Annotated in this window: 11 protein-coding genes and 1 tRNA gene; 6 read left to right on the top strand and 6 right to left on the bottom strand. The window is 56.8% G+C overall.

Features of this window, described 5'->3' with window-relative positions:
- The first annotated feature begins 564 nt into the window (after nt 1-564).
- Together AAIL66_RS15100 and AAIL66_RS15105 are read left to right on the top strand one after the other, a co-directional pair.
- On the top strand, nt 565-3942 hold the full coding sequence (locus AAIL66_RS15100; protein ID WP_343497113.1) for an EAL domain-containing protein: 3378 nt from the start codon (nt 565-567) through the stop codon (nt 3940-3942).
- Nucleotides 3943-4545: 603 nt separating this feature from the next.
- Entirely contained in the window at nt 4546-5115 is a 570-nt protein-coding gene (locus AAIL66_RS15105; RefSeq protein WP_052057657.1) for an SMI1/KNR4 family protein, read from the top strand.
- Between the two features lie 13 nt (nt 5116-5128).
- Here AAIL66_RS15105 and AAIL66_RS15110 read toward each other — a convergent pair whose 3' ends face one another.
- The 3 genes from AAIL66_RS15110 to xseA form a co-directional block, all read right to left on the bottom strand.
- The gene (locus tag AAIL66_RS15110) at nt 5129-5989 is read right to left on the bottom strand and encodes a class III extradiol ring-cleavage dioxygenase (protein WP_343497114.1); all 861 of its coding nucleotides are present in this window, start codon (nt 5987-5989) and stop codon (nt 5129-5131) included.
- 185 nt (nt 5990-6174) lie between these two features.
- A complete protein-coding gene (locus AAIL66_RS15115) occupies nt 6175-6762 on the bottom strand; it encodes a Fe-Mn family superoxide dismutase (RefSeq protein WP_034358261.1) in 588 nt (195 codons plus the stop codon).
- Nucleotides 6763-7078: 316 nt separating this feature from the next.
- Nucleotides 7079-8416: an exodeoxyribonuclease VII large subunit gene (xseA, locus tag AAIL66_RS15120; RefSeq protein WP_156507073.1), complete on the bottom strand. Its 1338-nt coding sequence runs from the start codon at nt 8414-8416 to the stop codon at nt 7079-7081.
- A gap of 450 nt (nt 8417-8866) precedes the next feature.
- Between xseA and AAIL66_RS15125 the strand changes: the two genes are divergently transcribed.
- Together AAIL66_RS15125 and AAIL66_RS15130 are read left to right on the top strand one after the other, a co-directional pair.
- Complete coding sequence (locus AAIL66_RS15125; protein WP_034358265.1) at nt 8867-9499, top strand: MotA/TolQ/ExbB proton channel family protein; 633 nt, start codon at nt 8867-8869, stop codon at nt 9497-9499.
- A 19-nt stretch (nt 9500-9518) separates the two neighbouring features.
- Nucleotides 9519-9950 carry a biopolymer transporter ExbD gene (locus tag AAIL66_RS15130; protein ID WP_045839514.1) on the top strand — a complete coding sequence of 144 codons (432 nt, stop codon included), beginning with the start codon at nt 9519-9521 and terminating at the stop codon, nt 9948-9950.
- A 75-nt stretch (nt 9951-10025) separates the two neighbouring features.
- Here the strand turns inward: AAIL66_RS15130 and AAIL66_RS15135 are convergent, their stop codons facing one another.
- Nucleotides 10026-10946, bottom strand: a complete 921-nt coding sequence (locus AAIL66_RS15135; protein WP_343497116.1) for a Dyp-type peroxidase — start codon at nt 10944-10946, stop codon at nt 10026-10028.
- 176 nt (nt 10947-11122) lie between these two features.
- Here AAIL66_RS15135 and AAIL66_RS15140 point away from each other — a divergent pair.
- Nucleotides 11123-11199: transfer RNA gene (locus AAIL66_RS15140), tRNA-Val, on the top strand.
- Between the two features lie 146 nt (nt 11200-11345).
- Here AAIL66_RS15140 and AAIL66_RS15145 read toward each other — a convergent pair.
- Complete coding sequence (locus AAIL66_RS15145; protein ID WP_034358272.1) at nt 11346-11795, bottom strand: SRPBCC family protein; 450 nt, start codon at nt 11793-11795, stop codon at nt 11346-11348.
- 812 nt (nt 11796-12607) lie between these two features.
- Between AAIL66_RS15145 and AAIL66_RS15150 the strand changes: the two genes are divergently transcribed.
- The gene (locus tag AAIL66_RS15150) at nt 12608-13450 is read left to right on the top strand and encodes a CHAD domain-containing protein (protein WP_343497117.1); all 843 of its coding nucleotides are present in this window, start codon (nt 12608-12610) and stop codon (nt 13448-13450) included.
- A gap of 21 nt (nt 13451-13471) precedes the next feature.
- Here AAIL66_RS15150 and dkgB read toward each other — a convergent pair whose 3' ends face one another.
- Nucleotides 13472-14278 carry a 2,5-didehydrogluconate reductase DkgB gene (gene dkgB, locus AAIL66_RS15155; protein ID WP_034358278.1) on the bottom strand — a complete coding sequence of 269 codons (807 nt, stop codon included), beginning with the start codon at nt 14276-14278 and terminating at the stop codon, nt 13472-13474.
- Nucleotides 14279-14345 lie beyond the last annotated feature (67 nt).

Consider the following 14345-nt stretch of genomic DNA (forward strand, 5'->3'; position numbering starts at 1 on the left):
GGATGCGGCGATAGCCTCGCCACCTCGCTCGCTTTCGTGTGCCGAACCCTCGTCGAACACCACTCCTGAAAACTGCTCAGTCTTCATTCAAAGCTGGGCGTTTTTATAACGTTCTCCAAATTGATATGGCTCAAGAATTCAAAAGAAAAAAGCGAGCTCTTCTAGAGGCTCCACCGTAAAAATGCGCGGCAAATTGAATTCAGCATTTGTGTAATGCGTCTTGATCGTATCAAAAAACGCTGAAAAAGAATGCTATTTATCTGCTGACTACTGAATATCACATTGCTCTGCCGAACTAGCAAAGAGACGCGTCAAGAGCAACCGACACACAGAATTTCGCAAATTTCAACTCCCCGGCAATGTGAACCAATGACAACAAATGAAACAAATCGCATATTGTTTGTATATTTGAGCTTGTATCCCTCAGTTTGCATGTTGATGGGACCCTGCACATTCCTCCTACCTGGAGTGTCTGGATCCCTTGCATGGATGGTGAGTCAGCCTAGGCCCGCGGCAAGTGAAAATGGCTTGTAGCGGCCTGCATCTAGCGTAGGAGCGCGTACTATGGTGCGGAGGTCTAGTTTCGAGTCTAAGGTTGTCACAGCATTTGGAACAGCCGCGCTGGTAGTGATCGCGATGGCACTGTCGACGTGGGAAGTCGCAAATGATGCAGCCAAAGCCGCCCAAATGGTGACACATGCACACCAGTTGCTCAACAATATAGATCGCGTCAGAGGCTATTCTCTCCAATCTGAACTAACCACTCAAAATTTCCGCCTGACAGGTAATGCCGAGCATATTGCCGAGCGAAATGCAGCGATGGCTGAGCGAGAGCTTTCGCTGGAAAAAATACGGCAACTAACGATCGATAATCCAGATCAACAACGTCGCTGGACAGAGCTGCGTAAAGTCATTGACCAGCGCATGGCAGCTGCACGCCAAATTGAAAAATTGCGCAATACCCAGGGTCAGAAGGCAGCAAATGCATTTGCTGCCGCAACTACGCTTGCATCCACGCGTTTGCGCACCTATGAATTGCTGAGCGAGATGGATACCGAGGCGCGCCTGCGACTCGCTCTGGAAGAGGCCGAGCACAAGCAAGCGCGTCATAAGCTGGTGATGGCTGGAGCATTGGTCGCTGTGGCACTTATCTTGCTGTTGGGTTCCTCCTATCTTCTGATAAGACGTCAATTGCGCGAAACAGAAGCGAGTCAGCGTGCTCTGGCTGACAATGAAGAAAGCCTTGTGACTACCTTGCACTCGATCGGCGATGCAGTACTCGCAACAGACACTGAAGGGCGAGTCACTCGCATGAATTCAGTGGCCGAACAGCTCACAGGCTGGAGTATTAATGAGGCTCAAGGCCGTTCTATCGAGGAAGTATTCAATATCATTCATGAGCAGACCCGCGAACCTGCTCATATTCCTGTAGCAACGGTGTTAGCCACCGGGGAAGTGCAGGTACTTGCCGACTACACCTCAATCATTGCCAGAGATGGCACCGAACGTCCAATCTCTGATAGCGCCGCCCCCATCCGCGATTCCAAAGGCCAACTACGAGGTGCTGTACTAGTCTTTCGGGACGTTACTTTGGAGCGAAAGGCACAACGGATCATCCGCGAGCAAAACGCGTCACTTGAAGCTGACGTGCACCAACGCACTTTGCAATGGCATGAGATTCAAAGCCATTTGCACAACGTCATCAGCGCCGTTCCGGCGCTGATTGCCTACGTTAATGCACAACAGCACTACGAGTACGTCAACACTCAGTACCGGGAGTGCTTTGCACCTGACCGCGAAGACATCACGGGTGAGTCGGTAAGAAAAATCCTCGGAGAGGAACGCTATGTTGTTGCCAATGACTTGATCGGCAAGGTCCTCGCAGGAGAGCCGCAAACATATGATTGGCAGCCCTTTCCAGGAGTTTGGCAGACTATTCAGTATGTTCCCAAACACCAAGCCGATGGAACGGTTGCTGGCTATTACGTATTGGGCACCGATATTACTGAGCGCAAGCACTATGAAGAACGTATCCAGACGCTCAATGGGGAACTTGAACAACGAGTGCATGAGTTAGAGCATATTGGCCGCGGACTGCGAACCTTGAGCGCCGGTAATCGCACCATGCTACGTGCCAGCGAAGAACAGAGTCTGCTTGAAAACATGTGCAGAGCCATCGTGGCTGCAGGAGGCTATGGCATGGCTGCCGTCTGGTATTCGGGTAACGAGCCAGATCAACAACTACGTCCGATGGCCGAGTGCAATTATCCAGGCGGTATAGAAGCACTTCGCAGCCTAGGACTCATAGCAGCCGATACGGAGCTAGGCCAAAGCCTGACATCTAGCGCAATTCGCAGCGGCAAGGTTCAATTTGTCCGAGACATGCGCGTAGATTCCAACCATGTTCGATGGAGCGACAAGCTTGGTGAACTTAAATCAGGTGTATCTTGCCCTTTATTAGTTGAGGGCGAAGTCATTGGTGCACTATCCATTTATGACACCGAACCAGACGCGTTCGGCGAAGATGAAATCGCATTGCTGACCGAGTCAGCGGACGATCTAGCCTTTGGCATTTCCATTCTGCGTACACGCTCAGAGCAACTACGTGTACAAGCAGAGATGAATCATATGCTGCGCCATGATCCCTTGACTGGACTACCCAATTCGATTGAATTCAGGGAAGTTCTGACTGCGAAAATTGAAGAAAGCTCTTCACATCCAGAACCAATCGCGGCTTTGCAATTCAATATTGAACGCCTTCGAGAAATCAACGAGGTGCTAGGTTTCTCTAATGGGGACCAGATTCTTAGAGACTTCGGAGAGCGCCTAAGGCAAAGCATTCCTGATTCTGCACATATTGCGCGTTTACGCGGAGACGAATTCGCAGTATTAGCACCCACTCTGGATAGAGGTTCCGCCGTAGCCTTGGCCGAAGAATTGGAAAAAACCATCTCCCGCCCTTTCCCGATCGCAGATATTGAATTGGATGTCAGCGCAAGAGCTGGCATAGCTTTGTTTCCCGAACACGGCACAACTGCCGATGAACTATTGCGTCAAATGGGAAAGGCCACCCATCAAGCCAAGGCCCGCGGATTGAGCCAGTGCGTATTCGACCCGTCGCATCAGAAAAATCAAGCGGGACGCTTGACCATGGCAGGGGAACTTCGGCGAGCCATTGCAGGCAACCAGCTGCGACTATTTTTACAGCCAAAAGTTGATTTTTCCTCCGGGCAAATCTGTGGAGCAGAGGCCTTGGTACGCTGGATGCATCCGCTTAAAGGCCTAATTCCTCCCGGATTGTTTATCGACCTGGCTGAGCAAACAGGCCTGATCAAGCCTTTGACGGAATGGGTCATTGTCGCAGCCCTTGATCTGCTGCAGAGCTGGCAGGCAAAAGGTTGTGCTGTTCCTATAGCAATCAATCTCTCCGCGCGAAACTTCAGAGATGAGCAGCTTTTCGCCAAATATCGCCAATGGCATTCAGAGCGCTCTGTGTCAACCGGACTATTGGAAATCGAGATTACGGAAAGCACCGTAATGGAGCATGCTGAATATGCTCTACGAGCACTGAGTGAGATGAGCGATGCTGGGATTCCTCTTTATGTGGACGATTTTGGAACAGGGTACTCCTCATTGAGCTATCTACAAAAACTACCAGTAGACTACATCAAGATCGACCAATCATTCGTTTCTGCAATGCATCGCGATCGGGATTCTGCCACGATTGTGCGCTCCACCATTGATCTCATACATGATCTTGGACGGAAGACAGTTGCCGAAGGTGTGGAGACCAAAGAGCACTGGGATCTTCTCAAGGATCTTGGCTGTGATATTGCACAAGGCTACTACATCGCTAAACCTATGCCTTCCAGCGATTTCCAGCAATGGGCCGAGGATTTCACAAAATGCCAATTACGGAATAAATCATCCTTCTCGGGATAGCCAATTACATGAAATCACGCATCTACCAACAAAAAAATACTCATAAATCTCATAGATAGGCCTGAAATTTCATGCCAACAAATTCAATAAATTCAGCCGACAACCAATTAACCTATAGCGAGAAATAATCCCACGGTTGCAAGGCTCGCTCCTTTTCCCCGAGCTTCGCACATTCATAGCTCAATACATTCTCACTGCCAACTTCATACGAGCTTGCATTTTTTCAAACTTATAATCGTCAGGCATCTATTTGCTTTAAATGATATTCAAAGGTCGAAACCAAAAGCAACTGCCGACCTTATTGCTTCCGGCCTCAGACTGAATTCCAAGCACACAAGAAGCGCTTCAAATGCGCACCACGCAAAAAAGTAAGTACGCCAGTGGCGCTATGCTGATCACTATCGTCTGTGGATTCAACTGGACAATGCAACACAATGACTGCCTCTGGCGCAAGGAGTGCTGGCATGAAGCAAAGACCGCGGATTTACTACACTGGAAATCCAAAGAGCCGCACTTTGTACCCAAGCAGTCATTCCCCAACAACCGCGGCCAGTCCGACCTCGCTGTCCAATTCACTTACCTCGGACTACTACGCCTGCCACCATGACACCTGACCAATATCTTGCGCATTTGCAGGCTGTGTATGCTGCATTCCAGCTACGCTTTCACCCCTTGCCGCCGGCCAGCGAACAGGATCTGGCCGCTTTGGCCGCCGTGCTGGGGCCTCTGGATACCGATCTTGCCGCATTCTGGCACCTGACTGCGGGCAGCAGCACCGACAGCACCCAGCCCCTGTTTCAGCGGCCAGGCTTTGTGGATGCACTGGACCTTCTCACGCCGCCGCAGGCCATGGCCCAGGCACTCCGCATGGAAAAGCGGGCCCAGCGCATGTGGGATCTGGCCGGCCCCGCGTCCCAGGACCCTCGCCTGAGCGGGCGCTGGTGGCACGCCGGCTGGCAGCCGTTTGCCAGCTTCTATGGCGACATCGTGCTAATGGCCGATCATCATCCCGGTCCTGAAGGACAGCGCGGCCAGATCATTGCCTATGTGCACGACCCCGACCAGATCTGCTGGATTGCCCCCAGCTTCTCAGCCTATCTTCAAGCGTCCGCCGACTCGATTGACGATGACAGAGAAGAATTTTTGAATGGACCACTGGACGAGCAGGAATGAGCGGAGCTCTGAGCTACGCCCCGGCCTGAAAGCAGTAACTGGACAGCGTGGCCGAGTCCATGAAGGCCTCTTCAAAGTAAACGCGGCGGGCCAGGTCCTGCTCGGCCGCCCCCACCACCACCATCAGCGGCAGCAGATGTTCCTCCCGCGGATGGGCCATACGCGCGCCGGGGGCCCGATCCCAATCGGCCAGCCGTCGGCTGCGCGCGGCAGGTGCCATCTGCATCAGCGTCTCGGCCAACCAATCGTCAAACAGCTTGGAAGGCGCCCGCCCCACGGGGCCGAAGCTACGCATATTGTGATAGCTGGAGCCGCTGCCAATGATGAGAGCGCCCTCATCACGTAACGGGGCCAGCGCACGGCCCACGGCCAGGTGTTCTGCAGCATTCAGATTGCTGCGCAGGCTGAGCTGAAGCACGGGCACATCGGCCTGCGGATAGATCACAGCCATGGGCACAAACATGCCATGGTCGTAGCCGCGCTGGTCGTCAGCCCGCACGTCCTCTCCAGCCTGCGCCAGCAACTGCTGCACCCTGCCTGCCAGCTCAGACGAGCCGGGCGCACGGTAATGCAGGTTATAGGTTTGCGGCGGAAAGCCGCCATAGTCATACAGCATGCCAGGATGGGCGGCACTCTGCACGGTGAAAACCGGCTCCTCCCAATGGGCGGAGATCAGCAACACGGCCCTGGGCCTGCGCGCCAGTTGGCGCGGAATATTGCGCAAGCCCTCTGCCATCTGCGAATGCCAGTTGTACATCTCGGGCACCCAGGGCCAGGGGCCGGCGCCATGGCAGAGAAAGTACACGGGCATGCGAGCGCCTGCCTCCATCAACCCGGAAACCGCCTGACCGTCCAGGCCTTCACGCTCCTCCATGCCAGTCTCTCCCATGCATCAATAGGTCATCAAAAACATAGCCGCCTGCGCTTTTCCCATCAAAACTGGAGACCTAAAGCTCCTCATTCTTAGCAGACAGGCATAAAAAAACCTCCTTGCGGAGGTTTTTGCCAACGATCAGGTCCGAACCGTGCAGCCGCAGACCTGATGCCGCATTGCCGTGATCAGGCAGCGAAGTTGGCTTCGGCGAACTTCCAGTTCACCAGCTTTTCCAGGAAGGTTTCGACAAACTTGGGACGCAGGTTGCGGTAGTCGATGTAGTAAGCGTGTTCCCACACGTCCACGGTCAGCAGCGCCTTGTCGGCGGTGGTCAGGGGGGTACCGGCAGCGCCCATGTTGACGATGTCCACGGAACCGTCGGCCTTCTTCACCAGCCAGGTCCAGCCGGAACCGAAGTTGCCGACAGCGGAAGCCACGAAAGCCTTCTTGAACTCGGCGTAAGAGCCCCACTTCTTGTTGATGGCATCAGCCAGAGCGCCTGTAGGTTCTGCTCCGCCGTTGGGGGTCATGCAGTTCCAGAAGAAAGTGTGGTTCCAGATCTGGGCAGCGTTGTTGTAGATGCCGCCGGAAGACTTCTTGACGACTTCTTCCAGATCCATGTTTTCGAATTCGGTGCCCTTTTGCAGGTTGTTCAGGTTCACCACATAGGCGTTATGGTGCTTGCCATGGTGGAATTCCAGGGTTTCCTGGCTGTAACCGAACGGAGCCAGTGCATCGATAGCGTATGGCAGGGGGGGCAGAGTGCGTTCCATGATGGTTTTCCTCGTGGTTGAAATTTTTGGGGGCCGTCCAGTGCCAAGGCGCCTGAGCGGTGACCGCTGTGCCGGCCGGCACATTGCTGTACTACAGACGTCAAGTATTGCACTAACCGAACCATTGTAGAAAGAACTGAGTGGCTGCGCGCCACTCATCAGGACTATTGCGCACGCAGCCAAAAGCATGCGCTCACGGCTTACAGCGCATGAACACTGGCCCCTGTTGCATTGCCTGCGCCGATTGCAAAAGAGTTCTGATGAAGAACCCGGTTAGCGTGCAGGTGTTTTGCAGCCAGCTTGTGGCTGGCGAGCATCAAAGCAGGCGCGGCTGAGTGACCACCACATCCACCGCCCCGTCCGACAACTGAGCCTTCAACGCCGCTCCCGGAACGGCCTGCCTGACCTGGGTCACAGCCCTTCCCTGCTCATCCGTCAGCAAGGCATAGCCGCGCTGCAGCACCAGGCGCGGATCCAGCAGTTGCAAGCGCAGGTCGATACGATCAAGCGCTTGCTTTTGCTGCTCCAGATTGCGCTGGAAGATATTGGGGAAATTGACCTGTAGCGCTTGCTGGTTCTGCGCAATCCGCTGCAACTTCAATAGCATGGAGTGGCGCAGGCGCTGGGCCTGACGGCTGAGCTGCAGCTGGTTGCGCGCCAACTGCTCGCTGGGCCGCCCCAAACGCTGTGCAGCGATATCCAGGCGCTGGGCCTGGCGGTCCAGCACACGCTGCACCGCGTTGTCCATACGGTCCTGGGCCAGAGCCAGCGCACCCAGCCAGACCTCGCGCGGCTGGGCGGCCAACTCGGCCGCAGCCGTGGGCGTGGGCGCGCGCAGGTCGGCGCAAAAGTCGGCAATGGTGAAGTCGGTTTCGTGACCCACGCCGCTGATCAGCGGCACCGGGCTTTGCACAATGGTGCGCGCCAGTTGTTCGTCGTTAAAGGCCCACAGGTCTTCCAGCGAGCCGCCACCGCGCACCAGCAAGATGGTGTCTATCACCGGCTGCCGTGCAGATTCAACACGAAAATCGCCGCTTGCCTCATTTCCCTCTTGCGCCAGGCGATACAGTTTTGATAGCGCCTGCACAAGCGACTGCGGTGCCTGGGCCCCCTGTACCAGGGCAGGAACAATTACCACTGGGATATGCGGCACGCGGCGGCGCAACGCCGTCACCACATCGTGCAAGGCTGCCGCCCCCAGGGAAGTGACCAGGCCAATACCGCGCGGCAAAGGCGGCAGCGGCCTCTTGCGCGCAGGGTCGAACAGTCCCTCGGACTCCAGCCGGGCCTTGAGGCGCAGAAACTGCTCGAACAAGGCCCCCTGTCCGGCTCGCTGCATGCTCTCCACCACCAGTTGCAGATCGCCACGCTGCTCGTAGACGCCTAGACGCCCTCTGACTTCGACCAGCTCGCCATCACGTGGCGAGAAACCGACCTGCTCGGCCGCACGACGGAACATGGCGCAGCGAATCTGCCCGCTCGCGTCCTTGAGGTTGAAATAGCAATGCCCGCTGGCAGCGCGCGAAAAGCCACTGAGCTCGCCGCGCACGGCCACCGGATTGAAGCGCGCCTGCAAGGCATCGCCAATGGCGTGGCATAGCGCGCCAACTTCCCACACATGCGGCGTGGCTGCTGAGTTTGGACGTTCAAACATTGAATTCATGCGGTGTCAGCGAGGTCTTACGCGGGCCGGATTCTCCACAGATGTCGGCGTCCAGCCCTGTCGGCGACAAAGCCAGAAAAATCCTAAACAACACATGAAGAACATCATCCATCTTATTGATTTAAAACAACTTATAAGGCTTTACACAGGTGTCAAACTCGTAACAAGCCTTTAAAGCGAAGCAGATAACCGACCGGCATAGCAACTAGATCACAAAGTTATCCACAGATTTCTGTGATATACGCGAAAGCATTCGCAAAGAATCGCAAGCACTTTGTGCCTGCTCTACCGCTCCAAGCTCCGTGCGCTTCAAGCGCTGCCGCACGATCTTGCTGCGCTGGCTCAAGCCTGCCGTACGAGGCCTGTAAAAACGGGTCGCAGCGGCACGGCAGTGGGTCATAATCGTTGGCTGCAATTTCTGAACGACGAGGGAGAGCAACGTTGCTGTCGATCATACAAGCCGCAGGATGGCCTATCTGGCCTTTGATTGCCTGCTCGATTTTGGCCCTGGCCCTGATTTTTGAGCGCTTTGCCTCGCTGAAAGCCAGCAAGGTCGCGCCGACCAATCTGCTCAATGAAGCGATTTCGGTCTCCACCAAGCACCTGCCCAGCGCTGAAACCACCCAGCAACTGGCCCAAAGCTCGGTATTGGGTGAGGTTCTGGCAACTGGTCTGCGTACCCGCCAGGCACATCCCGAAAGCAGCGAGGAAGAGCTGCGCTCGGCCATGGAGGGCGCGGGCCGCGCCGCCGCTCACAAGCTGGAAAAGTATTTGAGCGCCCTGGCCACCATTGCCTCGGCCGCGCCGCTGCTGGGCCTGTTGGGCACGGTGATCGGCATGATCGAGATTTTCGGCTCCCAGCCCGGAGCCAGCTCCGGCGCCGGCAACCCCGCCCAGCTCGCCCATGGCATCTCGATTGCGCTCTACAACACGGCATTCGGCCTGATGGTGGCCATTCCGTCGCTGATCTTCTGGCGCTATTTCCGCGGCCGTGTGGACGGCTATCTGCTGGGCATGGAACTGGCGTCCGAGCAGTTCGTGCGCCATCTGGGTCGCCTCAAGCCTGCCAAGTAAGAAGCGGAACGCATCCATCATGAACTTCCGTCCTCGTCACCGCGATGAGCCCGAGATCAATCTGATTGCCTTCATCGACGTGCTGCTGGTGGTGCTGATCTTTTTGATGCTCTCCACCACTTACAGCAAGTTCACCGAGCTGCAGCTGACCTTGCCCGTGGCCGACACCGAGCAGCAACGCGATCGCCCCAAGGAAATCATCGTCGGCGTCTCCGCTGATGGCCGCTACTCCGTCAACAAGCAAGGCGTGGATGACCGCAGCGTCTCCTCTGTTGCCGCCGCCCTGTCCGGTGCGGCAACGGCGGGCAATGACAGCGTGATCATCATCAGTGCAGATGCCAACTCCCCGCACCAGTCGGTGGTGACCGTCATGGAAGCGGCCCGCCACGCGGGACTGTCGCAGATCACGTTTGCCACCCAGACCTCGGCCAGCGCAGGCAAGGCCAACTAGGAGCCCCTCGGGGAATGGGCAGCACATGAAAAAACGGGCCAGATGGCCCGTTTTTCTTTGCACCCATGCCATTTCTCAGGCCTGGAGACCCAGCACCGTCAGATCCAGCTTGCCGCCAGAAACCGGCGGGCACCAGAAATAGCAGCCCGTCAGCGGCCTGGAAAAGCGGAACAGTCCATCGCTGATGCCGTCATCCATGCCCAGCATGCGGCGCATCTGAGCCTCGAAAGCGTCAAAGCTGCAGCCAAGGGCGGAGAACATCAAGCCGCTGCGATCACTGCCCTGCGGGCTGACACTCCACCAGGGCATGGAGCGTCGCACCACAAAGGCTTCCGGCTCAAAGCTCTCCTGCGCCGTGCGCTTGACATGGGCCGATTCAGGGGCATCGTCCAGCTCCTCGTTGTCGCTGCGGCGACGACCCACGGCATGGTCCTGCTCCGTGGTGCTCATGCCGCCAAAGGCCGAGTAGTCATGTTCCCACTGCTGCAAGGCCCAGTAGCTGCAGCCGTCCATTCCTGGCCCCTGCTCTGCCGCAATGCCGGCTGCCACGGCCTCATCGTCCTCGGGGTTCTCGGTGCCGTCTTCATAACCGGTCAGATCACGGCCGTGACCGTTGTTCGAACGCTGGTGCACAAAGGCATCCACGATGTGATCAAGCTTGAAGACCGGCGCCAGCAAGTTGGTCAGCTTGGCCGTCAGAGCGATCAACTCACCGCGTTGATCGCCGCGCAGCCACAGGCACAGCGCATAAGGTGTGCTGGGTGCTTCGAACTGCGGGCCCTTGAGGTGCGGGAACTCGCGCATCAGCGGCAGTTTCTTGTCCAGCTGCTGCAGCACCTGCAGGCCCAGACCCGCCACTACCTGCTGACCGTCAACACTGGTCTGCAATTTCTTCAGACTATTCTGCAAATCTGCACCTGCACCGGCCAGGGTAAAGAAAACATAGCGCCCCTGTTCAGGAAGAGACGCCAGAATGCCTGCTTGTGCTTTTGTCATGGGGTTGCCGATTCAATGGTTGGAAAACACATCAAAGTTTAGTAGCGAATCAGCAGCGCCCCGCCAAGCCTTGAGCCGCTTGCCGGATTTGAAAAAATTCAGCCTCAGGCGCAAAAAAGTCGCGACTTTGCCCAAACCACCATTTTTCCGCTGCTAGAATTCATCCCATCGACGACAGGCGCGTAGCTCAGCTGGTTAGAGCACCACCTTGACATGGTGGGGGTCGTTGGTTCGAGTCCAATCGCGCCTACCAAACATCGCAAGCAAAACCAGAGCTTGCAAGCAAGACAGCCCGCTGCAAAGCGGGCTTTTTTGTTTCTGCTCCTCTCTTGGAACGCCGACGCATGGATCACGCCATGCATTGACCTCCGGCCGTCAATGTCGCGCTCTGCGTCGTTTTCACGCTCCGTCAGGGATGCTCGGCTCCACCAGGAGGGCAAGCAGCTGCAGCGACTCCTGCCAGCCCAGATAGCAGGCCTGCTCGGGAATCACGTCGGGAACACCCTCCTGCACCACATGCAGCTCGGTGCCGCAAAACACGGCTTTCAAGTTCACGGTGGTGATCATTTCACCCGGCAGATTCGGGTCCTCGAAGCGGTCGGTATGGCGTATGCGCTGGCCCGGCACCAGCTCCAGAAACTCGCCGCCAAAGCTGTTTTGACTGTTGGCGGAAAAATTGATGAAGCTCATGCGATAGCGGCCGCCCACACGGGCGTCAAATTCATGCACCTGCGCCGCGAAACCATGGGGCGGCAGCCACTTAACCATGGCTTCTGGGGTCGTGAAGGCCCGATAGACGCGTTCGGGCGGAGCTTTGATCACACGGTGCAGTCGAATGGTCTGTGGCATGCGAGACTCCTGAGGTAGAGGCCGCAAGCTTAGCTCTCATCACAATGACTGGCTACCCGCTTCTCGAGGATGCGCTCATCAACCGCTGCGTCGAAACAAGCACCACTACAGAAAGCTCCATTGACCGGTGCGGCTCGACATTCACGAAACCCGGTGAAGGATTCGCCGGCTTTAGGCAGATGGCTGTCCATGGCGCGCGATGACGAGGTCGTCATCGATGCCGCCGACATCAACCACGAGGCATCGTCCAATCTGTGGTGCTTTTCTCCGTGCGATGACTAGTCCCTGGTCCTTAGTGCTGCAGCTCTTGTCGATTTCATCAACCAGGTCATGACAGCCAGGCGAGAGAAATTGAGCGGAAATTCATCCATGCTTTTCTATTGCTGGCATGACGCACAGACGAGGCAGCTACGCTTCAGTCTTGTCTCCAGCACACATGGCCGGCTGCCTTTCGGCTGCGCCATTGACCCCTCTGCAGAGCTCGCCGCCATCGCAGAACATATCGTCAAGAAAGACTGGCTCAATGCAGACTGGGGCAAGACTGGGCCGAACGGCCCTGGTCCAGAAGCAGCCTTGAGCCTGCCCGTGTTCGTTGCCAACCTGTAGCAGCCAAGCCCGGCCTTCAGACTCATCACTGCCCAAGCCAGTCACCGGCCTGAACGCTCCCGCCGCGATTCAGAAGCTGCCCACGGACATAGGGCACGGAACATGGCACACTGTGACAAACAGCGCCGAGAGCAATGCGGACCGGAGCATCGCTTTGCTAGTCGCAAGCTTGTCTCAGCCTCATGAAAACTGCCCCGGGAGTTCGTATGGGCAAAGGCAAACCAGACGCCGCAGTGGCGTTTTCTGCTATCGCATCCCCGCTTGTAGACTCGGCAGTCGAACAGGCCCGGCACATAGCCCGAGAGCCCGCTGCCGAGGGGATTCATCAATTGCGCGTTGCGCTGCGCAACCTGCTGACACTATGGTGGCTCTACCGCCCCCTGATGAGCGCCGAGGAATATGCACGGCAGCGCGGCTGCCTGAAATCGATTGCCGGCGCAGCAGGCAAGGCCCGCGATTACGACATTCTGATCGAGCTGCTAAGCCATCATGACAAATGCAGTGCAGCCGGCATTGCCGCAATATACGTCGCTCGCGAGGCAGCCTTGCAGGCTGGCAGAGAAATCCTGTCGCCTCCGCATATACAGACATGCCTGCTGAAAACTCTGACACAAACAGAGGCAAGCTTGCGCGCCAAGCCTCGCCAGCTGCGATTGGGAGCACTTGCCGAAGCACGGATCGCAAAGTCCAGACGGCAGTTGCACCAACGCATCAAGCGGGCGATAACAGCGAACAAGCCAGATATCGAAGCATTTCACGATGTCAGAAAAGCTGGCAAGAAAACTCGTTATCTGCTGGAGCTGTTCGGACCTCTGCTGCCCAAAGATCATCACCGTCTGCTCAAACGCCTCAAGAAAATCCAGCAACCTCTCGGGGAACTGAATGATCTTGCCGCCAGCGAAAGCCTGCTACGCCAGAACCTGCGCCTGATCTCCGCACCGGATCAAGCGAAAAAGCTAGAACGCTGGCTCAAGAGAAAACGCAAACGTCGCCAGAATACTCTGGCCTGCTCGCTCCGGCAGGATTGGCAGCCCAAGCGGCCCGGTTAAGGGCCTAATACGGCACCAGTATCAGTCCCACACAGGAGCCAGGCCATCAGGGCTGACTTCTCGCCCATTTCGCTCCAGCGCAGCGATCAGCGCCATGTCTTCGGCATCCAGCTTGAGGTCGCGCGCCAGCAGGTTGCTGGCCAGGTTCTCGCGCTTGGTGGACGACGGAATCACCGCATAGCCCAGCTGCAGCGCCCAGGCCAGGGCCACCTGCGCCACCGTGGCGCTGTGCTTGGCCGCGATCTGCGCCAGCACCGGGTCCTTGAGCACCTTGCCGTAGGCCAGTGTCATGTACGAAGTGACCTGAATGCCCTGCTCCTTGAGGAAGCTCGTCAACTTCCAGCCTTGCAGATAGGGGCTCAGCTCGATCTGGTTGGTGGCGATCTGGTCCCTACCCACAGCGGCGATGGCCTGCTTGGTCAGTTCGATGTTGAAGTTGGAGATACCGATCTGGCGGGTCAGGCCCTTGGCCTTGGCCTCGGCCAGCGCCTCCATGTACTCGGACAGCTCCACGCCGTTGCCGGGTGCGGGCCAGTGGATCAGGGTCAGGTCCACATAGTCGGTACGCAGCTTCTTCAGGCTGTCTTGCAGGCTGGGGATCAGCTTGGCGCGGCTGTAGTTATCGGTCCAGATCTTGGTCGTGACGAACAGATCGCCACGTGCCACGCCGCTCTCGGCAATCGCCTGACCGACTTCGGCTTCGTTGCCATAGATCTGAGCCGTGTCGACAGCGCGGTAACCCACATCGAGTGCATTGCGCACGGAATCGATCACGGTCTGACCGGAGAGGCGGAAGGTACCGACGCCGAAGGAAGGAATATGGCTCATGAAATAACTCCTGAATGAGATTGAAGACGGCAGCCAGTCCTGAGCTTGCATGTCTGCTATCAGGCCA

Source organism: Comamonas sp. F1-6 (assembly GCF_039581415.1).
In the GTDB taxonomy this organism is placed as follows: Bacteria; Pseudomonadota; Gammaproteobacteria; order Burkholderiales; family Burkholderiaceae_C; genus Comamonas; species Comamonas thiooxydans.

Excerpts from the sequence above, each read along its gene's own strand:
- AAIL66_RS15100 (WP_343497113.1), top strand. The coding sequence starts at position 565 with ATGGTGCGGAGGTCTAGTTTCGAGTCTAAGGTTGTCACAGCATTTGGA.
- AAIL66_RS15105 (WP_052057657.1), top strand. The coding sequence starts at position 4,546 with ATGACACCTGACCAATATCTTGCGCATTTGCAGGCTGTGTATGCTGCA.
- AAIL66_RS15110 (WP_343497114.1), bottom strand. The coding sequence starts at position 5,989 with ATGGAGGAGCGTGAAGGCCTGGACGGTCAGGCGGTTTCCGGGTTGATG.
- AAIL66_RS15115 (WP_034358261.1), bottom strand. The coding sequence starts at position 6,762 with ATGGAACGCACTCTGCCCCCCCTGCCATACGCTATCGATGCACTGGCT.
- xseA (WP_156507073.1), bottom strand. The coding sequence starts at position 8,416 with ATGTTTGAACGTCCAAACTCAGCAGCCACGCCGCATGTGTGGGAAGTT.
- AAIL66_RS15130 (WP_045839514.1), top strand. The coding sequence starts at position 9,519 with ATGAACTTCCGTCCTCGTCACCGCGATGAGCCCGAGATCAATCTGATT.
- AAIL66_RS15135 (WP_343497116.1), bottom strand. The coding sequence starts at position 10,946 with ATGACAAAAGCACAAGCAGGCATTCTGGCGTCTCTTCCTGAACAGGGG.
- AAIL66_RS15145 (WP_034358272.1), bottom strand. The coding sequence starts at position 11,795 with ATGCCACAGACCATTCGACTGCACCGTGTGATCAAAGCTCCGCCCGAA.
- AAIL66_RS15150 (WP_343497117.1), top strand. The coding sequence starts at position 12,608 with ATGGGCAAAGGCAAACCAGACGCCGCAGTGGCGTTTTCTGCTATCGCA.
- dkgB (WP_034358278.1), bottom strand. The coding sequence starts at position 14,278 with ATGAGCCATATTCCTTCCTTCGGCGTCGGTACCTTCCGCCTCTCCGGT.